Here is a 19,627-nt window from a genome sequence, read left to right on the forward strand (position 1 = left end):
ACGAAACGACTGCCGTGACCGTATAAGCTCGATGTGCCCAGGAGCCGAAGCGTACCGGTTTCGGCCTTCCCGGTAGTGACAGCCCACACCGTTTGGATTAGGACAATTCCAAAAAACGGCGACAACCCTGCCGCTTGAAGCCTGCGCCCCGCAATCGCCGACGATTTCCGACACGTAAGGAATACGCCAATGCCAGCCTACCGTTCCAGAACCACGACCCACGGCCGCAACATGGCGGGTGCGCGCGGCCTTTGGCGCGCCACGGGCATGAAGGATTCGGATTTCGGCAAGCCGATTATTGCGGTGGTGAACTCCTTCACCCAGTTCGTGCCTGGCCACGTCCATCTCAAGGACCTTGGTCAACTCGTGGCCCGCGAAATCGAAGCTGCTGGTGGCGTCGCCAAGGAATTCAACACGATCGCCGTCGACGACGGCATCGCGATGGGCCATGACGGCATGCTCTATTCGCTGCCGTCGCGCGAACTGATTGCCGACAGCGTCGAATACATGGTCAACGCCCACTGCGCCGACGCGATGGTCTGCATCTCCAACTGTGACAAGATCACGCCCGGCATGCTGATGGCCTCACTCCGCCTCAACATCCCGACCGTCTTCGTCTCCGGTGGCCCAATGGAAGCCGGCAAGGTCGTCCTGCATGGCAAGACCCACGCGCTCGACCTCGTCGACGCCATGGTTGCCGCCGCCGACGACAAGATCAGTGATGAGGACGTCAAGGTCATCGAACGGTCTGCGTGTCCGACCTGCGGCTCGTGCTCGGGCATGTTTACCGCCAACTCCATGAACTGCCTGACCGAAGCGCTCGGCCTGTCGTTACCAGGCAACGGCTCGACGCTCGCAACGCATGCCGATCGCAAGCGCCTGTTCGTCGAAGCTGGTCACCTGATCGTCGATCTCGCGCGCCGTTACTACGAGCAGGACGACGTCAAGGCTCTGCCACGCACGATTGCGTCCAAGCAGGCGTTCGAGAATGCCATGGCTCTCGATATCGCCATGGGTGGCTCGACGAACACCGTCCTCCACATCCTGGCGGCGGCGCACGAAGGCGAGATCGATTTCACGATGGCCGACATCGATGCGTTGTCGCGCCGCGTTCCCTGCCTCTCCAAGGTCGCACCGGCCAAGAGTGATGTCCACATGGAAGACGTTCACCGCGCCGGCGGCATCATGTCGATCCTCGGAGAGCTGGACAAGGGCGGCCTGCTGAACCGCGAATGCCCGACGGTCCATGCCGAAACGCTCGGCGACGCGATCGACCGCTGGGACATTACCCGCACCAACAGCGAGACGGTCCGTAACTTCTACCGCGCCGCGCCCGGCGGCATCCCGACCCAAGTCGCCTTCAGTCAGGAAGCGCGTTGGGACGATCTCGACACGGACCGCGAAAAGGGCGTTATCCGCTCCGTGGAGCATCCGTTCTCGAAGGACGGCGGTCTTGCTGTTCTGAAGGGCAACCTGGCGCTTGACGGCTGCATTGTGAAGACGGCAGGCGTTGACGAATCCATCCTGAAGTTCTCCGGCCCGGCCAAGGTCTACGAAAGCCAGGACGCGGCTGTGAAGGCCATCCTGTCGAACCAGGTCGTTGCCGGCGATGTCGTCGTCATCCGATACGAAGGCCCGAAGGGTGGCCCCGGCATGCAGGAAATGCTCTATCCGACGAGCTACCTGAAATCGAAGGGCCTCGGGAAGGCTTGCGCGCTGATCACCGATGGCCGCTTCTCCGGCGGCACGTCCGGGCTTTCCATCGGCCACGTCTCGCCGGAAGCGGCAAACGGCGGCACGATCGGTCTGGTTCGCGAAGGCGACATGATCGACATCGACATCCCGAACCGCATCATCAGCCTGCGCGTCGATGACAAGGAGCTGGCGAGCCGCCGCGCCGAGCAGGAGGAGAGGGGCTGGCATCCGGCCGAGCAGCGCAAGCGCAACGTCACGACGGCACTAAAGGCTTACGCCGCCTTCGCAACCAGCGCCGATCGGGGAGCCGTTCGCGATCTCGGCAGCCGTTGAGCTTCTCGTCAAGAAAATGTGAAATGGACCGGTCGCTAAAGCGGCCGGTTTATTTTTTTGTAGGTTTCATCGAGCTGTTTCAGGCGCTCGTCATAGGCAGCCTTGATGCATGCCGCGTCTGCGGCGCATTCCTGGCGTTTTTTGAGCCAGGCCGTTTGCTCGTCCTGCAAGGTGCCGCGCGAGCCCATCGCCATAAGCCCAGACAGCAGGTCGAACGTCGTTGCCATCTTCACATCGGCATCGTTCAGCGCGCGGTTTTCGCAGATCACTTTTTCATCCGGCTTCAGTTCCTTTGCGTCGCAATCAAAGCTCGCGGCATGGGAAGTGCCTGCCATTAGGACTGAAAGTGTGAATGCGACGGGGAAAAGCGTGCTGTGAAAAGCTCTCATGCATCAGTTCCTGTTTCAGTGGGGCCAGCGACAAACATGATGCAGTTGGCCGACGCGGCAAGGACGGGCCTTGCTTTCGCCTAAAGGAATCGGTGGGCGAACGGAGTTTCAACAGCTTGGGCACCAGGCATTGGGCAGAGGTGCAACATGCTTCGAGCGTGATGTCTCTTTCGGGTGACTTTGGCTTGCCTTTGGCATTAGATATCAGTCGCATAGAGTTCGTTCCTGAATCAGTTTGCGAAGCTTGATCAGCAGTCCGTGAGCTGCCTTGTTCTTCCATGCTTCCGCCCTCTTTCCTTTCTAGCGTCCGGCGCTACAACGTGTTCGAGAGCGAATTTCAGAAGGAATCCCCATGCATGACCTGTTGAAGCGCACAGCCCTGCCTCTAGTGGCACTGGTGCTTGCGCTGCCGGTTTCCGCCAATGCTCAAACCGCCAAGACCGTACCGCAGAGCCAGCTGGAGATGCAGCTCTCCTTCGCGCCGCTCGTCAAGCAGACGGCAGGCGCCGTTGTGAACGTCTACGCCGAAAAGACCATCCGCAGGCAGTCGCCTTTCGGGGGCGACCCCTTCTTTGAAGAGTTTTTCGGACAGCAGATGCCAAACCGAAGCGAGAAGCAGTCGTCGCTGGGATCGGGCGTCATCGTCGAGGCGAACGGAACGATCGTCACGAACAACCATGTCGTGGAAGGCGCGGATGACATCAAGGTCGCGCTTTCGGACGGGCGGGAGTTTCCGTGCAAGGTTGTCCTGCGGGATGACCGTGTCGATCTCGCCGTCCTCAAGGTCGACACCAAAGAGACCTTCCCAACCCTCGCGCTCGGCAATTCCGATGCCGTCGAGGTCGGTGATCTCGTCCTGGCGATCGGCAATCCCTTCGGTGTCGGCCAGACGGTCACCAGCGGTATCGTTTCGGCGCTGGCGCGTAATCAGGTGGTCAAGAACGAGTTCGGCTTCTTCATCCAGACGGACGCGTCGATCAACCCCGGCAACTCCGGCGGCGCCCTGATGAACATGAAGGGCGAGCTGATCGGGATCAACACGGCGATCTTCTCGCGCGGCGGCGGTTCCAACGGCATCGGCTTTGCGATCCCAGCCAATCTCGTGAAGGTGTTCCTTGCGTCAGCGGATGCCGGCGTGAAGTCCTTCGAGCGCCCCTATGTTGGCGCCACTTTCGACGCGGTTACCTCCGAGGTTGCCGAAGCACTCGGCCTCAACAAGGCGCGCGGCGCGCTTGTCGTCAAGGTTACCGAGGGTGGCCCGGCGGCCAAGGCAGGATTGAAGCCAGGGCAAGTCGTCTCCGCCGTCGATGGGATTCCGGTCGAGCATCCGGATGCGCTGCTCTACCGCCTGACGACGGCAGGGCTTGGCAAGTCGGTTAAATTGACCGTGGTCGAGAACGGCCGCGAGCAGCAGATCGCACTAGCGCTCGACAGAGCGCCCGAGACAGCGCCACGCGACCAGCGTACGATCGGTGGCCGCACGCCCTTCACGGGCGCTGTTGTCGAAAATCTCTCACCGCGTGTTGCCGACGAGCTGCGCATGCCTTCGGAATCGACCGGCGTCGTTGTTTCCGAGGTGAAGGAAGATTCCCTAGCCGCTCGCCTCGGCTTTGAGCCAAAGGACATCATCATCTCGATCAATGGCACGGAAGTGAGGAATACCAAGGAACTCGCAGCGATCGCCGACGAGGATCCCAGCTTCTGGCGCGTCGAGATCGAGCGCGATGGCCAGCGAATCCGACAGTTTTTCCGATGAGTGACGATCTCTTTGCACCGCGCATTCCCGAGGAGGTCGCCAACCGGCGGCCTCTTGCCGATCGCCTGCGGCCCCGGACGCTTTCGGAAGTCACCGGCCAGGAGCATCTGACCGGCGAAGACGGCGTGTTGCGGCGCATGATCGAGAGCGGTTCGCTCGGCTCGATGATTTTCTGGGGGCCGCCCGGCACCGGCAAGACGACTGTCGCCCGATTGTTGTCGGGCGAGGCGGGTCTCGCCTTCGAACAGATCTCCGCGATCTTTTCAGGCGTGGCCGATCTCAAGAAGGTATTCGAGGCGGCACGGCTGCGTCGAATGGATCGCCGGCAGACGCTGCTCTTCGTCGATGAGATTCATCGTTTCAACAGGGCGCAGCAGGATAGCTTCCTTCCTGTCATGGAGGACGGCACCGTCATCCTCGTCGGCGCTACGACCGAAAATCCATCATTCGAACTCAATGCAGCTTTGCTGTCGCGCGCGCGGGTGCTGACCTTCAAGTCGCATGACGATGAAAGCCTCGAAGAACTGCTGAAGCGTGCCGAGACCGCCGAAGGCAAGGCGCTGCCGCTGACCGAAGATGCACGCGCAAGCCTACTTAGAATGGCGGATGGTGACGGACGCGCCGTTCTGACGCTTGCCGAGGAAGTATGGCGCGCCGCGCGCGAGAAAGAGACCTTCGATACGGAGGGCCTGACGCGCATCGTGCAGCGCCGCGCTCCGGTCTATGACAAGGCTCAGGACGGGCACTACAACCTCATCTCCGCCCTTCACAAGTCCGTCCGTGGCTCCGATCCCGATGCGGCGCTTTACTATCTCGCGCGCATGTTTGATGCCGGCGAAGATCCGCTTTATTTGGGAAGGCGCCTCGTTCGCATGGCTGTCGAGGACATCGGCCTTGCCGACCCGCAGGCGCTGGTGATCTGCAACGCGGCGAAGGACGCCTACGACTACCTGGGCTCACCCGAAGGCGAACTGGCGTTGGCGCAGGCTTGTGTCTATCTCGCGACCGCACCGAAGTCGAACGCTGTCTATACGGCTTTCAAGGCCGCGACCATGGCTGCCAAGCAGAATGGTTCGCTCCTGCCACCGAAGCACATCCTGAATGCGCCGACGAAGCTGATGAAGGGCGAGGGTTACGGCGAGGGCTATCGTTATGATCACGACGAGCCGGACGCCTTTTCGGGCCAGGATTACTTCCCCGAGAAGATGGGCCGACAAACCTTCTATGATCCGCCAGAGCGCGGCTTCGAGCGGGATATCCGCAAACGCCTTGAATGGTGGGCAAAGCTCAGGAAGGAGCGCAATCAGCGCTGATCAGGAGGCTCGCATCTGCCCTACGGGAGGGACGAGCTTCACCGCTGATTCCGCAAGGCCATGATGGCCTTCCATGTCCACGACCAGATGCCAATGTCCGCTGTCGGGAATGGACAGACGGATGGGAGACTTCCGCGCGACGCCGCCGACATATTTAAAGTCGAGGACTTCGGTGAAGCGCTGATAGTTCGGCGCAGTCATCAGGCGCACATTCGCCACCGCGTTCAACGTCACCTCGATAATCGTCCCGGCGCGCTGTTCCTTCAGATCGTAGTGGGTAAAGCGAAAGTTTGGCTTCGGCATGGTCTCGTGGCATCTTCTCTTTGCCAGCACCATAGGTCCTTCCAGTTAAGGAAGCGTTTGCCATTGGCGACGGGCCAGCTGGCCCGCCACCAATCACGATGTATCAGTGGATTTCCTTTTCGCCGCGCTCAAGCGCGCCGAACTGCAGGACTATGCCATCCGCGGCGCGGCAAATCTGCTCGGGCTTGTGATCGCATTCATCGGCTGCGAAATGGCGGGCTGCGTGTTCGCTGATGAAGACGCCTCCCACGAGCCCTTGGCGGTCCTGCACGACCCAGCAGCCATTTCGGTCTTGGCCGATGGTGAAGCGCGCAGAACCCTGGCGTTGGAGGGGTTCGATTGCGGACGCAGATTGAAGAGAGGGCATCGAATTTCCTTTCGAATTGTCTTCTGCGCTGGATTGCAGCGCTGTGCCACGCTCAGGAAGATAGTGGGACTCGCATCCGCCTTCCATTGGTCGATGATTAGGAAAATATAAAAATATCATATAGATAAAGCGGCATCTTGAATCTCGGAAACGCGCGAGAGCGCCTGCGAAATCAGCTGTTCTCCATCGGCATCCAGGGCCAGAAGTGGCAGTCGGACTTCCGGATCGATCGGCAACAATGTCCGCAACGCGTGCTTGATTGCAGCGGGATCGGCCTCGGTGCCCAGCGCTCCTGTCAGCGGGGCCAGCCTGTCATCGAGCAAGCGCGCAGCCGGGAGATTGCCGCCGCGCGCCGCCTGCTGCAGCGAGGCATACAGACGCGGGTACACGTTCGCGCCAGCCGAGATGATGCTGTTGCCGCCGCTGCCGAGGAAGGAGAGGGCCGTTGCGTCGCGATCGGAAAGAAGCAGGAAGCGTTGACGCCAGAAGGGCACCGGGCACCTAGCGACGGCGTTGCCCTCCGCAAGGGCCAAGCCGACGATTGACGGGATATCGGCGAGCGTGGCGAGTGTCGGCAAGGTCATATCGATTGCCGTGCGCATCGGGTTGTTTTCGACGATTAAGGGAAGGCTCGTTGCGGTCGCGAGCTGAGCGAAGTGACCGACAATGCCCTTCTGTCCAGGCTTGGAATAGTAGGGAAGCGTCACTAAGGCAGCACTGGCGCCAAGCTCCTCGGCATCTAGCGTAAAGGCGATCGTCGTTGCCGTAGCGTTCGTGCCGGTTGCGGCAATGACGGGAACAAGATCGCCGGCAACGCGGACACAGGTCCGGATGACTGCGGCGCGCTCGCTTCTGGTGAGGGTCGGTCCTTCTCCGGTCAGTGTGCAGACGGCAAGCCCGTCGACACCGCCGCGGATCTGTCGCTCCGCCAGTCGTTCCAGTGCAGGAAGGTCGAGTGCTCCGTCACGAAACGGCGTGATGAGCGCAGTCGTGGTGGCGCCGAGGCGCAACGGTCTGTCAGCCGGCATGCTGCGCTCAAAGGCCGCCCAGAATGACGTAGAGTTCAACAGCGGCAAGCACGACGCCGAACAGGATGAGCGCCTGGGCCGTGCGTCGCTCGCGCATCTGCCGTTTCGGTGCTGGGCGGCGCGGGCGGGGGATCGGAGCATTGGGTAGCATGAAATCTCGCATGGCCTCCAACCTTCACATTTCATGGGAAGGCTAACGCCATTCACGGTAGGAATTCCATTCGAGTACAAGCAGCGTGATATAGAAATCGCATAAAGACGCGGATCCGACGAAGGCGGCGGCGCCGGAGAAATGCCATGAACATCAGGCTATTAGCGGCGAGCCTGGATTCCTCTTCTCAGGGTCCTGAATCAAAGGCGAACGGTCGAAGACAACCTTAGGGTTGATCTCTGCTTGGAAAGGCCGACATTATGCCGGCACCTCCAGGGAGGACTGCCAGAACAATGGATGGCCCAGTAATCGATACCGCGCTCGTGCGTCGGCTGATTGCCATGCAGTTTCCCGAGTGGGCTGAGCTGGCGATCCGGCCGGTCGAATTCGGCGGATGGGACAACAGGACATTCCATCTTGGCGCGGCGATGACGGTTCGGTTGCCGAGCGCTGCTCACTATGCTGAACAGGTCGCCAAGGAACAGCGTTGGCTGCCGATCCTTGCGCCGCAACTGCCTCTGCCGATACCCGTGCCTCTGGCAATGGGGAGGGCGGACGAGAGCTATCCCTGGCCGTGGTCGGTTTATGAGTGGCGTGACGGTGAGACCGCCCTGGCGGAGCGCATCGACGACCTCAGTGAGTTCGCCACCACCCTGGCCGGTTTCCTCGATGCGTTGCAGGCGGTGGACGCCACGGGAGGGCCTCCACCCGGCCCGCACAACTTCTTTCGTGGCGGATCGTTGAACGTTTACGACGCGCAAACGCGCGAGGCGCTTGTGCGTTTGGATGGTCGGATCGACACGCAACTGGCGGCGGACGTCTGGGAGACCGCGCTTTCGACTTCGTGGCAAGGCGCGCCGGTGTGGTTTCATGGCGACGTCGCCTACGGCAACCTTCTGGTCAGGAACGGTCGCCTCGATGCCGTCATCGATTTCGGGACGTCGGGCGTCGGCGACCCCGCCTGTGATCTCGCAATCACCTGGCACCTGTTCGAGGGACAGAGCCGCGAGGTGTTTCGAAAGGCACGCCCGCTCGACGCGGGGACGTGGGCACGCGGCCGCGGATGGACGCTATGGAAGGCCCTGATCGTCGCCGCCGGCATGGTCGGCGCAAGTTCCGTGGACGTCAGGAAGTCATGGCAGGTCATGGACGATGTGCTGGCCGATCACCTAGCGTGGGCATGACACCTCGGAATCGCGCAGTCGAAAAATAGTGGCGGCTGGATGTCGGGAGAGAAGGTCCCGCTGCGTCCTTTGGAGGAAGGCTAACGGAACCGCGATCGCGGATGCTGAAAGCCGGAAATTTGGGCAACGAACGGCTTCGGGCCGAGGGAGAGATAGCATGAGCAAGACATTCGCAATTCTGCTGGCGCGACTGATCTTCGGCGCCATTTTCGCGATGGCCATGAGTTTCAAGTTCATGGATATACAAGCCACCGCGAGCTATATCGCCGCGGCGGCCTTTCCTTTCCCGCTCTTCCTAGCGTGGATAGCGGCGTTCTTCGAACTTGCCCTGACGCTGGCATTCTTGACAGGAGCCTTCTTCTCGGAAGCCTCGGTTCTGGCTGGCATCTACGTGATATTCCTGGCCTTCGCCTTCCATGGCCCAAGCCATTGGAGCGCCAATCAGGCGGAGTTCGGCTTCTTCGTGGATCACTTCACCTTCCTCGCAGGCCTGCTCTACGCGGCGGTGCATGGACCGGGAGACGCGTTGGTCCTGAAGGCGCGCTCGCCGCTGATGGCTCGATAGATCAGCTATCCGGAGGGTGGAGGGTTCGCCAATTCATCGAGCAGGCGCTCGAACGCCGTCGGCTTCATTGTAGCCGGCGGGTTATACGGATCTGAGAACGCGTAAATGAAGAAAAGAATGATGCCGGTGAACGCGCCGAGCACCGAAAGCAGCAGCAGGTTTCGCGCATCCGGCGGGTAGGGATAGTAGCCGAGCGCCATGAACACGAGCCCCGAAATCGCCGCGAACCAGAAGATGATGCTGATGGAATCGGTGCCGCTGTTTTCACGCTTGTCCCGCGCCTCCGCGATACGGTGCACATCACCAAGCATATGTTCGCGAATGCTTTGCTGGCGCACATTGGTCGGCGTCAGGTCGAGCACCCGCTGATAAACGCTGTCCCACTTGTTCCACGCCGTGGGCGATAGCTGCCCAGTGTCTCCAAGCATGCGCCACTCCTCGTCGACGACGATCTGCACATACTCGAAGAGCGCTTGCTGGATGGGGGCCTTCTCGTTGACGCCATAGCGATCGGCGTCGAAATACACGTCTGCGATTGCGTTCGCTTCCGTGACGCTTTCGAACTTCAGTTGCTGGTATTCGATCATCTCCTGAGCGAAGACGAGCGCCAGGATCAGCGCATGCAGCGACGATATTCGCATGACGATGGCGCCGGCTAGCTCTCGGTCCTTGCCAGTCGGATCGCCGCCCATGATCAGGCGCATCACAAAATAGAAGACCAGCGTTACGATGACCGTACCGCCGATAAAGGCAACACCGAACAGGACGACTGCACTCATGCGCTCCCCCAAGGTCGGGCATGACTTTATGCGGCAGTGGACCATTGATCAACGACGGTTGCGCGGCTTCGCGCTCCGCCATTCGGCGGTGTGTTGGACCCTACCGGAGGACCCCATCGAGCAGCGGCATTCCCATGGTGGCGGAGGCTGCGATCAGCAGATAACAGATCATTCGGAACGTGCTCTCCTTGGCGAGCCCGAACAGCTTCGAGCCGGTATAAAGACCGATGATGTAACTCGGCAGGATAACGATCGTCAGGGCAAACACGGCCTCGACGAACAGCCCGCCAAAATAATAGCTGACGACGCTGAAGCAGGTCGAGATCGCGAAATAGAGAATGACGTTTGCCCGCACCCGGGCAAAATCGGTCTTGCCGCCGAGCCAATAGGCAACGACCGGCGGTCCGCCGAGCTGGGCAGCGCCGCTGAAGAGGCCAGCAACGAGACCTGTCGTGGAGGTCAGCGATACCAGTGGCTCGCCATGGTATCGCCACCCGGAAACCAGCAAGGCAAGCAGGCAAATGGCGATCGCGGTGATTGCCCAGCGCAACATCAGCGGATCCACCAGCGCCAGCGCTGCCGTCCCGGCAGGCACGCCAAGCACCGCGCCCGCTGCCATGGTGAAGACTTCGCGCCGGTTTGCGCTGCGCCAAGCCGGGGGAATCATACCAAGCGTCGCCAGGCCATCGATGACGAGCAGGACGGGCGATATGAGCTTCGGACCAATGATTGCGCCGCCAAGCGGAACGAAGATCAGCGCCGCGCCGAATCCGGAGAAGCCGCGTGCCAGTCCCGCAATCAAGGCTATGGCGACGAGCGATGAAATGCCGTGGTCTGGTAGGGCGGCAACAAACCACGCGCTCGTGTTCGCCAGCAGCGTCTCAAGCGACATTGATCGATTCCGGGATTAGGAGGCGAGCATCAGGTCCATGTTCTGGACTGCGGCGCCCGAGGCACCCTTGCCAAGGTTGTCGAGCAGCGCCACGAGGTTGACCTGAGACGCACCCGGCGTGCCGAACACGAAGAGCTTCATCGTATCCTTGCCGGCAAGCTCGACGGCATCGATACGGGGGAGCTTGCGGCTCTCGTCCAGCGGCACTACCGTCACGATATCCTGTCCCGCATAGTGAGCGACAAGAGCAGCGTGGATGCATTCGAGCGTCGTGCCCTCGGCAAGATCATCGAGATGCAGCGGTACCTGAACGATCATGCCCTGCGGGAACTTGCCGACAGACGGCGAGAAGATCGGTGCGCGATCCAGCAGGCCGTGGATCTTCATCTCGGGCACGTGCTTGTGTGCCAGCGTCAACCCATAGAGGAAGTGCGGTGCGGTGATCGCATCCTCCCGGCTCTGATCCTCGATCTGCGCGATCATCTGCTTGCCGCCGCCGGTGTAGCCGGAGACCGCATTGACCGTGACCGGATAGCCGTCCGGCAGAATGCCGGCAGCGCGCATCGGCCGGATTAGGCCGATCGCGCCGGTGGGGTAGCAGCCCGGATTAGCGACGAAGCGTGCCGCCTTGATCTTCTCGGCCTGTTCCTTGTCCATTTCCGCAAAGCCATAGGCCCAGGAAGGATTGACGCGGAACGCCGTGGAGGTGTCGATGACACGCACGTTGTTGTTGCCCGAGACCATCTGCATCGCTTCCTTCGAAGCGTCGTCAGGTAGGCAGAGGATCGCGATATCGGCGCTGTTCAGCATGTCCTCGCGCATCACGGCGTTGCGACGCTCTGTTTCCGGGATCGACAGAAGCTCCACATCGCGGCGGCCGGCCATGCGCGTGCGTATCTGCAAGCCCGTCGTGCCGTGTTCGCCATCGATGAAGATCTTCGGTGCCATTATCTCGCTCACACTTTCAATAGGTTAGAAAGAAGTCCGGAATTATTTTGTAAGAGGGATGAGTCAGCCGTGTGACCCGCTCGCGCGGCGCTCGGCATGTAGGCCAAGCATATACATCGCGACCGTCGCCCCCGCAATGGCGGTGATGTCCGCATGATCGTAGGGGGGCGAGACCTCGACGACGTCGGCGCCTCGGATATCGAGCTGGTGCAGACGCTGCAGCACCGAGAGAATCTTGGCGCTCGAGGGACCACCTGCTACTGGCGTGCCGGTGCCTGGCGCATAGGCAGGGTCAAGGCAATCGATATCGAAGGTCAGGTAGGCCGGTGCGCCGCGGGTATGCGAGATGATCGTCGAGGCGATATCGCTCGGAGTCATCTCCTCAAGCTGATGGCCGTAGAGAATATGAATGCCGAAATCGTCAGGCGCATGGGTGCGGATACCGATCTGGATCGACCGATCCGGATCGATGATGCCGTCACGTGCGGCCCGCGCCACGAACGAGCCATGGTCGATCCGCCGGTTGTCGTCGAACCAGGTGTCCTGATGTGCATCGAACTGGACGAGTGCTAGCGGTCCATGCTTGGCCGCATGCGCCTTGAGGATCGGCCAGGTGACAAAATGATCGCCGCCAAGGGTCAGCATGAAGGCACCACTGTCGACAATGGCCTTCGACTGCCGTTCGATTGCTGCGGGCGTCTCGTGGTGGTTGCCGTAGTCGAGCAAGCAGTCGCCATAGTCGATCACGGCCATCTCGGCAAAGAGATCGCGGTTGAATGGATACTGCGGGTCATTGTCGAAGATCGCCGACGCACGCCGTATCGCTTGCGGTCCGAACCGCGTGCCCGGTCGATTGGATGTCGCAGCATCGAAGGGGATGCCCCAGACGACCGCATCCGCGCCGGCTAGGTCCTTGGTGAAGCGGCGACGCATGAACGACAGCGCCCCGGCGAAGGTGGGGTCGCTGGCGGCCGATGTGAGGCTCGTTGCCGTGAATGCGTGGTCGATCGACTTGTTGGCCAAGAGATGCTCCTCGAGGGTGTTGGTCGCTATGCCTACCAGAAACGAATCTCAAACCGAAAGGCCAAAACGGTTCTGGTCGCTCGGCCAAACAGGTTTTACCCCGGCAGCTTGTCGGCCAGCACCTCGGGTGTCTTCAGTTGCGGCGCCTCGGCAAGCAGTTCAGTTGCTCGTGCCATCAGCGCTGCGGCCACCTTGCCGTTCAAATGCGCCTGCCGGCCAGCCTCGTCGTCAAAGGCATCGAAGATGGCGAATGTGCTCAGGTCGTAGCGAACGGCAAACCACGTCACGGTACCGGGCTCCTGTTCGACAGGCGCCTGCGCGCTCTTCAAGAACGTCGCCACATCTTCTTCCTTGCCGGATTTTGCTTTCAGTTCGACATAGATTGCGTGCTTGGTCATTCCTGCCTCCCTTGGCATGCGCGTCAAGCGCCTGGAATGCAGTAGAACTGGCAAGGGAACGGGCCGCTTCAAGCGGCCACCAAACAAAAAGGCCGGGCGAAGCGCCCGGCCTTTCGTAGTCGATATTCCGCAGCGATTAACGCTTGGAGAACTGGAACGAACGCCGGGCCTTGGCCTTACCGTATTTCTTACGTTCAACGACGCGGCTGTCGCGGGTCAGGAAGCCACCCTTCTTCAGGACCGAGCGCAGGCCCGGCTCGAAGTAGGTGAGGGCCTTGGAAAGACCGTGACGAACGGCACCGGCCTGGCCGGAAAGACCGCCGCCTGCAACCGTTGCAACGATGTCGAACTGGCCGTCACGGGCAGCAGCGACGATCGGCTGACGCAGAATCATCTGCAGAACCGGGCGTGCGAAGTATTCCGCGAATTCCTTGCCGTTGACGATGATCTTGCCGGAACCCGGCTTGACCCAAACGCGGGCAACTGCGTTCTTGCGCTTGCCGGTCGCGTAGGAACGGCCAAGCGAGTCGACCTTACGGACGTGAGCCGGAGCAGCAGCTGCTTCGGACGTGCCGAGATCCTTCAGGGAGGAGAGGTCAGCCATTCTTAGGCGCTCCTTACGTTCTTCTTGTTCAGCTTGGCGACGTCGAGAACGACAGGCTGCTGTGCTTCATGAGGATGATTGGAACCAGCGTAAACGCGGAGGTTCTTCATCTGACGACGGCCGAGCGGGCCGCGCGGAACCATGCGCTCAACAGCCTTCTCGAGGACGCGCTCCGGAAAGCGGCCTTCGATGATCTGGCGAGCGGTACGCTCCTTGATGCCGCCGGCATAACCGGTGTGCCAATAGTAAACCTTGTCGGAGTACTTCTTGCCGGTGAAAACGACCTTGTCGGCGTTGATGACGATGACGTTGTCGCCGTCGTCAACGTGAGGCGTGAAGGTTGCCTTGTGCTTGCCGCGCAGACGCATAGCGATGATGGAAGCGAGACGACCAACGACGAGCCCTTCGGCGTCGATGATGACCCACTTCTTCTCCACCTCTGCAGGCTTCTGGGAGAAGGTTGCCATAGTTGTTACTCTCTTTTGGATCCCTCGGCCCGAAGGCGAGAGGGCGTTTCTTGTTGCTTGGTTTGGCTGTCCGAAGACGCGCCAAAAAGAAAGCAGCCCGGAAAGCCTGCATTTCTGGCGGTGTGTATAGAGGCAAAGCAGCCTGCGGTCAATATATGCGGATTGGTGCGCGGCAAAAATGTATAAGCAAAATCAATACGTTAAGTATGTGGTATCATATTACCTCACATTTAACGCGGCGGAATGGAGTAAGTCGCGGTCGCGTGAGCGATCAATTCATCTGCATTCTCCTGGAAAATCGAGGCCTCGATGACGGCGAGCCGCTTGCCAAGCTTGAGAATCCGACAGGTGCAAGTCGTCGGTCTGGGCTTCGGCAGGCGCAGGAAATTGATGTTGAGATTGGTGGTAACCGCCAGCGCGACCGGCCCGATATGCGCCAATACTGCTGCATAGGCCGTCACATCCGCCAAGGTGAAAAGGGCTGGTCCGGAGACGGTGCCGCCGGGGCGCAAGTGCCTCTCGCTCGGGTCCAGCAGCATCGAGACGCTGCCGGGTGTGATCTCGGTGATCGTAAATACGCGCCCGTCCGTGTGGATTTGGGGAAAGTCCGTATCCAGAAAACGGTGGAGCTCGTCGATCGTCATGGCCGGCTGCATGAGTTTGCCTCGAAATTGCTTGTCGCCTGTGGCAGAACAATTAGCACGAAATAGCAATGCAGGGAGTTAGACCATGGCCGAAGTCGTATCCTTTCGGAAGGACCCGAGCAAAGCGGGCGAGGGAGCGCTCGTCATCCCGCAATTGAGGGATGGCATCCTGCGGCTGACGCTCAGCAATCCGCCTGCAAATGCGCTCTCGATCGCCGTCATGGAAACCCTGATCGGTGAGCTCCAGAGCGCCGCTGAAGACGCTGCCGTTCGCGTGGTCATCATCGCATCGACCGGCAATGTCTTTTCTGCCGGCCACGACCTCAAGGAATTGACCGCGCATCGGGACGATGAGGACGGCGGCGAGGCATTCTTCGAGGAAACCTTTGCGCTGGCCGCTGATCTCATGCTCGAGATCACCCGCTTGCCAAAGCCTGTCATCGCCGAGATCGACGGTCTCGCAACGGCTGCCGGCTGCCAGCTTGTCGCCTCCTGCGATCTTGCGATCTGCACAGATACGGCAACCTTCTGTACGCCCGGCGTCAATATCGGCCTGTTCTGCTCGACCCCCATGGTGGCAGTGTCCCGCGCGGCGCATCGCAAGCAGGCGATGGAGATGCTCCTCACGGGTGAGACGATCGACGCCTCGACCGCGAAGGATTTCGGCCTGGTGAACCGCATCGTGCCGAAGCAATATCTGATGCAGGTCGTCACCAAATACGCGTCCGTCATTGCAAGCAAATCGCCGCTGACGCTGAAGATCGGTAAGGAGGCATTCTACCGCCAGCTCGAAATGCCTGTCGAGGAAGCCTACAGCTATGCTGCTCAGGTCATGGTCGACAATATGCTGACTGCCGATGCCGAGGAGGGGATTGGGGCCTTCCTGTCCAAGCGCGTGCCGCAGTGGACCGGCGAATAGCTAGCCGAGTTTCAGGATCAGCCCGCCGAGCGCGATGATTGCGCCGGCGAGATAGCGCCAGGGGCTGGCCTTTTCCTTCAAAACGATGACTGAGATCAGCAGGGCGAAGAGGATCGACGTCTCGCGCAGCGCCGCAACAGTTGCCACTGGCGCCTTGGTCATCGCCCAAAGGGCGAGGCCGTAGGACGCGATCGATCCGCCGCCACCGATCAGGCCGCGCCACCAGTTGTAACGGACATGCATGGCGACTGCGACGGCGCCGCGCTTGGAGATCGCCCAGGTGAATAGCAATACCGGCGGCAGCAGCGACATCCACAGCGTATAGGAGACGGCATTGCCCGAGACGCGGGCGCCGACACCGTCCACATAGGTGTAGGTCGCAATCACGCAGGCATTCGCGAGCGCCAGCCTGATCGCATTGCCGCTGCCTTTTCGCGCCTCGAAGGCCAGCGTCAGGATACCGGAGCAAATCGTCATCGTGCCGAGGAGCGCGCCGGTCGACAGTGTCTCGTTCAGGATGAAACCGCTGGTGGCCGCAATCAGCAGCGGAGCGCACCCGCGCATCAGCGGATAGACGAGGCCGATGTCGCCTGCGCGATATGCGCCTGCGACGAGCTGAAAATACGCGAACTGGAGAACAGCGGAAGCGCCGATGAATGGCCATGCGGCCGAGTTCGGCAATGGCAGGAACATCAGGAAGGGAAGAGCGCACACTGCACCGCCTGCCGAAATGAGGCTGGCATCGAGCGATTTGTCCGTGCCCGCCTTGATCATGGCGTTCCATGTCGCGTGCAACAGGGCACCAAATAGAACGAGCAAAATGACGTGGATTGGCAAAAGACCACCGGGCGGTGTGAAAACAGCGATTGTGGAATTGTTGTTACGCCGCTCTTGGTAAAAATCAATCCCGTTCGATGACAGGACGGACCACACTGGCTCCCGGTCGCCCGTCAAGCAACCTGAGGATGTTGGCCCTCAAATCGATAAAAGAGGAACGTACACCAGAGGTACTTGCTCGATGGTCGCCTGTTCAACCATGAGGCGTTGCTAACATATGCAAGAACATATGTGAACATATACAGGATATACATAGAACCGTGACGGAGGCTACGGATTTGCCACCGCAGATTCTCACAAAAGTGTGACAAAAGCCATCACGGAATCCATCGCTTAGCCGAAATTTTGTGACGCGCGCGCTTGAGCCCGCGAGGCTAAAGCGTCACGATTGGGACAGCAGAAACAAGCTTTTACAGCGAATAATCGGGAATGATAAACATCCCGTCTAAGTTGTCTATACTCTGGCAGTTCAGCACGCCACACCTCGGATTGTCCTTCGTAGGAATGGTCGTCCATTCAGCATATTGATTGGGGTCGCAATAGTTGCTGTTGCGAATGTAGCGGTCGAATAATGTCATGCCGCTCACTCGTTTCGACGGATACCGCAAGATCACGGCGCCCTCGTTATGGATCGCCGCGCGCGCTGCCTGGCAGCTCATGTTGAGCGCATTGTATCTCGAAATGGCCAGTGCCGGGGAGGCGGCCATGACGAAGGCGATCGCGACAACCAATTTTTTCATGGGAAAATCCTTCTGCTGCATCCTAATTCCTATATACGCTGAAACGATCCGGCTGGTTTCAACCAAGCCCGAAGTAAAAGCGATTGCTATTGGAGGCGAAGTCCTTGAATCACGCTAGGTATGAGGACGACTACATCGTCGGTATTCTGCGTTCCGTGAAGACGATTGCCCTGACGGGCGCGTCACCGAACCCCGCGCGACCGAGCAATGGCGTGATGGGCTATCTGCTGTCTCGGGGGTACAACGTCATCCCCGTGAATCCCGGGCAGGCAGGTAAGCAGATCCATGGCCAGACGGTCTACGCTCGGCTTGCCGATGTCCCGGTATCGGTCGATATGGTCGAGGTCTTCCGGGCTTCGGAATTTCTGTCGGGTGTTGTCGACGAGGCATTGGCAATGAGCCCGCGGCCGAAGGTGATATGGTCTCAGCTTGGCGTACGTGACGACGCGGCAGCGGTAAGAGCCGAGGCTGCTGGTATAAAGGTTGTCATGGATCGCTGTCCGGCGATTGAGTATCCCCGCCTCATCGGGTGAGTGGTTGGATTTTCCAAATAACGTGCCTGGGTTGAAAAAGAACGCGATTAACTTTTCGCGGTTGTTCGCTATGCTCGCCGCCATTCGATCAAGCTGAATGGGAGGATTTCATGGCCAAGAACGGTCCGGGTTTCAATACGTTGGCAGTTCATGCGGGGGCACAGCCCGACCCCACGACCGGCGCACGCGCGACACCGATCTACCAGACGACGGCTTATGTCTTTAATGATTCGGATCACGCGGCCGCCCTCTTCGGTCTGCAGCAGTTCGGCAACATCTACACCCGTATCATGAACCCGACCCAGGCCGTCCTCGAAGAGCGCGTCGCGGCACTCGAAGGTGGCACCGCGGCGCTCGCCGTTGCGTCCGGCCATGCGGCCCAAGTGATTGTCTTTCACACGCTGATGCGCCCCGGCGAGAATTTCGTGGCCGCGAAGCGCCTGTACGGAGGCTCTATCAACCAGTTCGGTCATGCGTTCGATAATTACGGCTGGCAGGTTCGCTGGGCAGATTCCGCCGATCCCGCGAGCTTCGAAAGCCAGATCGATGGCAAGACGCGGGCCATCTTCATCGAGAGCCTCGCGAATCCTGGCGGCACCTTCGTTGACATCGCTGCGATCGCGGCAGTGGCGCACAAGCATGGCCTGCCCCTGATCGTCGACAACACCATGGCCAGCCCCTATCTCATCCGACCGATCGAACATGGTGCCGATATCGTCGTGCATTCGTTGACGAAGTTCCTCGGCGGTCATGGCAACTCCATGGGCGGCATGATCGTCGATGGCGGGACCTTCGATTGGTCGAAGTCCGGCAACTATCCGATGCTGTCTAGCCCGCGGCCGGAATATAACGGCGTGGTCCTGCATTCGACCTTCGGCAATTTCGCATTCGCCATCGCCTGCCGTGTGCTCGGTCTGCGCGATCTTGGTCCAGCCATCTCCCCCTTCAATGCGTTCCTGATCCTGACGGGCATCGAGACATTGCCGCTGCGCATGCAGCGCCACAACGATAACGCAATAGCCGTCGCAAAGTGGTTGAAGGCGCACAGCAAGGTCGCTTGGGTGAATTATGCTGGCCTCGAGGACGACCCGAACCATGCGCTGCAGCAGCGCTATTCGCCGAAGGGTGCAGGCTCCGTCTTCACCTTCGGTGTCAAGGGCGGCTACGAGGCCGGCAAGACGCTGGTCGAGGGATTGGAACTGTTTTCACATCTCGCCAACATTGGCGACACACGCTCGCTCGTGATCCATCCGGCATCGACCACGCACCGGCAACTGACGGACGAGCAAAGGATCGCCGCCGGCGCCGGCTCCGACGTCGTCCGCCTTTCGGTTGGCATCGAGGACGTGAAGGATATCATTGCCGATCTCGAGCAATCGCTGGCGAAGATCTGAGCCTATGGCAAGCTATCTGACCTTTGACATCAACGGCGTCGAACCGGAGTTCGGTGCCCCGGATGCCGACCGCATACTGGCTGGCGACCCGCAGTTCAGGACCTGGAACTTGGAGGAGGCCGATGGCGGCCTCTATTCCGGCATATGGGAGGCGACACCCGGCAAGTGGCGGATCGTCTATGACGAGTGGGAATACTTCAGCGTGCTGTCGGGCCACTCGATCGTCACGGAGGACGGTGGTGACGGTGTGCATCTTCGCGCAGGCGACCGGATGATCCTCAGACCTGGCTTTAAGGGAACCTGGGAAGTCGTTGAAACGACGCGCAAGGATTACGTCATCCGCCTCTGACCTCAGCGCGCCGGAA

The 19,627-nt window shown here is 60.3% G+C and carries 24 protein-coding genes; 10 read left to right on the plus strand and 14 right to left on the minus strand.

Translation table 11 applies throughout. From position 1 onward, the window contains the following. Positions 1–189: 189 nt before the first annotated feature. Positions 190–2,028 carry a dihydroxy-acid dehydratase gene (gene ilvD, locus AS026_RS10695; protein WP_025659913.1) on the plus strand — a complete coding sequence of 613 codons (1,839 nt, stop codon included), beginning with the start codon at positions 190–192 and terminating at the stop codon, positions 2,026–2,028. Between the two features lie 35 nt (positions 2,029–2,063). Here the strand turns inward: ilvD and AS026_RS10700 are convergent, their stop codons facing one another. After that, positions 2,064–2,363, minus strand: coding sequence for a lysozyme inhibitor LprI family protein (locus tag AS026_RS10700; RefSeq protein WP_245271664.1), 300 nt, complete (start codon positions 2,361–2,363; stop codon positions 2,064–2,066). Between the two features lie 406 nt (positions 2,364–2,769). On the opposite strand from AS026_RS10700, the gene AS026_RS10705 reads away from it, so the two are divergent. Together AS026_RS10705 and AS026_RS10710 are read left to right on the plus strand one after the other, a co-directional pair. Next, positions 2,770–4,173 (plus strand): DegQ family serine endoprotease, encoded by a 1,404-nt coding sequence (locus tag AS026_RS10705; RefSeq protein ID WP_062369623.1) that lies wholly within the window; start codon positions 2,770–2,772, stop codon positions 4,171–4,173. Then, on the plus strand, positions 4,170–5,486 hold the full coding sequence (locus AS026_RS10710; RefSeq protein ID WP_062369624.1) for a replication-associated recombination protein A: 1,317 nt from the start codon (positions 4,170–4,172) through the stop codon (positions 5,484–5,486). The genes AS026_RS10705 and AS026_RS10710 overlap by 4 nt, the downstream gene beginning before the upstream one ends. Here the strand turns inward: AS026_RS10710 and AS026_RS10715 are convergent, their stop codons facing one another. Beyond that, entirely contained in the window at positions 5,487–5,789 is a 303-nt protein-coding gene (locus AS026_RS10715) for a DUF1883 domain-containing protein (protein WP_025659917.1), read from the minus strand. A gap of 106 nt (positions 5,790–5,895) precedes the next feature. On the opposite strand from AS026_RS10715, the gene AS026_RS44460 reads away from it, so the two are divergent. Further along, entirely contained in the window at positions 5,896–6,267 is a 372-nt protein-coding gene (locus AS026_RS44460; RefSeq protein ID WP_205634462.1) for a hypothetical protein, read from the plus strand. Between the two features lie 5 nt (positions 6,268–6,272). Here AS026_RS44460 and dapA read toward each other — a convergent pair whose 3' ends face one another. Together dapA and AS026_RS42000 are read right to left on the minus strand one after the other, a co-directional pair. After that, a complete protein-coding gene (gene dapA / locus AS026_RS10725) occupies positions 6,273–7,184 on the minus strand; it encodes a 4-hydroxy-tetrahydrodipicolinate synthase (RefSeq protein ID WP_062369626.1) in 912 nt (303 codons plus the stop codon). A gap of 7 nt (positions 7,185–7,191) precedes the next feature. Continuing rightward, the gene (locus AS026_RS42000; protein WP_156828753.1) at positions 7,192–7,335 is read right to left on the minus strand and encodes a hypothetical protein; all 144 of its coding nucleotides are present in this window, start codon (positions 7,333–7,335) and stop codon (positions 7,192–7,194) included. A 293-nt stretch (positions 7,336–7,628) separates the two neighbouring features. On the opposite strand from AS026_RS42000, the gene AS026_RS10730 reads away from it, so the two are divergent. Together AS026_RS10730 and AS026_RS10735 are read left to right on the plus strand one after the other, a co-directional pair. Next, positions 7,629–8,519, plus strand: coding sequence for an aminoglycoside phosphotransferase family protein (locus tag AS026_RS10730; protein WP_062369627.1), 891 nt, complete (start codon positions 7,629–7,631; stop codon positions 8,517–8,519). Between the two features lie 157 nt (positions 8,520–8,676). After that, positions 8,677–9,084, plus strand: a complete 408-nt coding sequence (locus tag AS026_RS10735) for a DoxX family protein (RefSeq protein ID WP_025659921.1) — start codon at positions 8,677–8,679, stop codon at positions 9,082–9,084. 5 nt (positions 9,085–9,089) lie between these two features. On the opposite strand, the gene AS026_RS10740 is transcribed toward AS026_RS10735, so the two are convergent. The 8 genes from AS026_RS10740 to AS026_RS10775 all read right to left on the minus strand — a co-directional run bounded on the left by AS026_RS10740 (position 9,090) and on the right by AS026_RS10775 (position 14,851). Beyond that, positions 9,090–9,863, minus strand: a complete 774-nt coding sequence (locus tag AS026_RS10740) for a bestrophin-like domain (RefSeq protein WP_025659922.1) — start codon at positions 9,861–9,863, stop codon at positions 9,090–9,092. A gap of 100 nt (positions 9,864–9,963) precedes the next feature. After that, positions 9,964–10,755, minus strand: a complete 792-nt coding sequence (locus AS026_RS10745; protein WP_062369628.1) for a sulfite exporter TauE/SafE family protein — start codon at positions 10,753–10,755, stop codon at positions 9,964–9,966. Between the two features lie 15 nt (positions 10,756–10,770). Next, positions 10,771–11,703 carry an N-acetyl-gamma-glutamyl-phosphate reductase gene (gene argC, locus AS026_RS10750; protein WP_062369629.1) on the minus strand — a complete coding sequence of 311 codons (933 nt, stop codon included), beginning with the start codon at positions 11,701–11,703 and terminating at the stop codon, positions 10,771–10,773. Between the two features lie 63 nt (positions 11,704–11,766). After that, positions 11,767–12,726, minus strand: a complete 960-nt coding sequence (gene speB / locus AS026_RS10755; protein WP_025659925.1) for an agmatinase — start codon at positions 12,724–12,726, stop codon at positions 11,767–11,769. 95 nt (positions 12,727–12,821) lie between these two features. After that, positions 12,822–13,124, minus strand: a complete 303-nt coding sequence (locus AS026_RS10760) for a putative quinol monooxygenase (protein ID WP_062369630.1) — start codon at positions 13,122–13,124, stop codon at positions 12,822–12,824. Positions 13,125–13,260: 136 nt separating this feature from the next. Continuing rightward, positions 13,261–13,728 (minus strand): 30S ribosomal protein S9, encoded by a 468-nt coding sequence (gene rpsI / locus AS026_RS10765; RefSeq protein ID WP_018857083.1) that lies wholly within the window; start codon positions 13,726–13,728, stop codon positions 13,261–13,263. Positions 13,729–13,730: 2 nt separating this feature from the next. After that, a complete protein-coding gene (gene rplM, locus AS026_RS10770; RefSeq protein ID WP_007531725.1) occupies positions 13,731–14,195 on the minus strand; it encodes a 50S ribosomal protein L13 in 465 nt (154 codons plus the stop codon). 230 nt (positions 14,196–14,425) lie between these two features. Continuing rightward, entirely contained in the window at positions 14,426–14,851 is a 426-nt protein-coding gene (locus tag AS026_RS10775) for a PaaI family thioesterase (RefSeq protein ID WP_062369631.1), read from the minus strand. A 73-nt stretch (positions 14,852–14,924) separates the two neighbouring features. On the opposite strand from AS026_RS10775, the gene AS026_RS10780 reads away from it, so the two are divergent. Then, positions 14,925–15,758, plus strand: a complete 834-nt coding sequence (locus AS026_RS10780; RefSeq protein WP_025659928.1) for an enoyl-CoA hydratase — start codon at positions 14,925–14,927, stop codon at positions 15,756–15,758. Here AS026_RS10780 and AS026_RS10785 read toward each other — a convergent pair whose 3' ends face one another. Both AS026_RS10785 and AS026_RS10790 read right to left on the minus strand, forming a co-directional pair. Then, positions 15,759–16,595 carry an EamA family transporter gene (locus tag AS026_RS10785; RefSeq protein WP_025659929.1) on the minus strand — a complete coding sequence of 279 codons (837 nt, stop codon included), beginning with the start codon at positions 16,593–16,595 and terminating at the stop codon, positions 15,759–15,761. It abuts the gene before it with no gap. A gap of 410 nt (positions 16,596–17,005) precedes the next feature. Continuing rightward, positions 17,006–17,335 (minus strand): hypothetical protein, encoded by a 330-nt coding sequence (locus AS026_RS10790; RefSeq protein WP_025659930.1) that lies wholly within the window; start codon positions 17,333–17,335, stop codon positions 17,006–17,008. A gap of 104 nt (positions 17,336–17,439) precedes the next feature. Between AS026_RS10790 and AS026_RS10795 the strand changes: the two genes are divergently transcribed. The 3 genes from AS026_RS10795 to AS026_RS10805 all read left to right on the plus strand — a co-directional run bounded on the left by AS026_RS10795 (position 17,440) and on the right by AS026_RS10805 (position 19,611). Then, positions 17,440–17,868, plus strand: a complete 429-nt coding sequence (locus AS026_RS10795) for a CoA-binding protein (protein WP_062369632.1) — start codon at positions 17,440–17,442, stop codon at positions 17,866–17,868. 110 nt (positions 17,869–17,978) lie between these two features. Then, a complete protein-coding gene (locus tag AS026_RS10800; protein WP_025659932.1) occupies positions 17,979–19,262 on the plus strand; it encodes an O-acetylhomoserine aminocarboxypropyltransferase in 1,284 nt (427 codons plus the stop codon). Between the two features lie 4 nt (positions 19,263–19,266). Further along, positions 19,267–19,611 (plus strand): cupin domain-containing protein, encoded by a 345-nt coding sequence (locus AS026_RS10805; protein WP_025659933.1) that lies wholly within the window; start codon positions 19,267–19,269, stop codon positions 19,609–19,611. Positions 19,612–19,627 lie beyond the last annotated feature (16 nt).

Source organism: Rhizobium altiplani (genome assembly GCF_001542405.1).
Lineage (GTDB): Bacteria > Pseudomonadota > Alphaproteobacteria > Rhizobiales > Rhizobiaceae > Rhizobium > Rhizobium altiplani.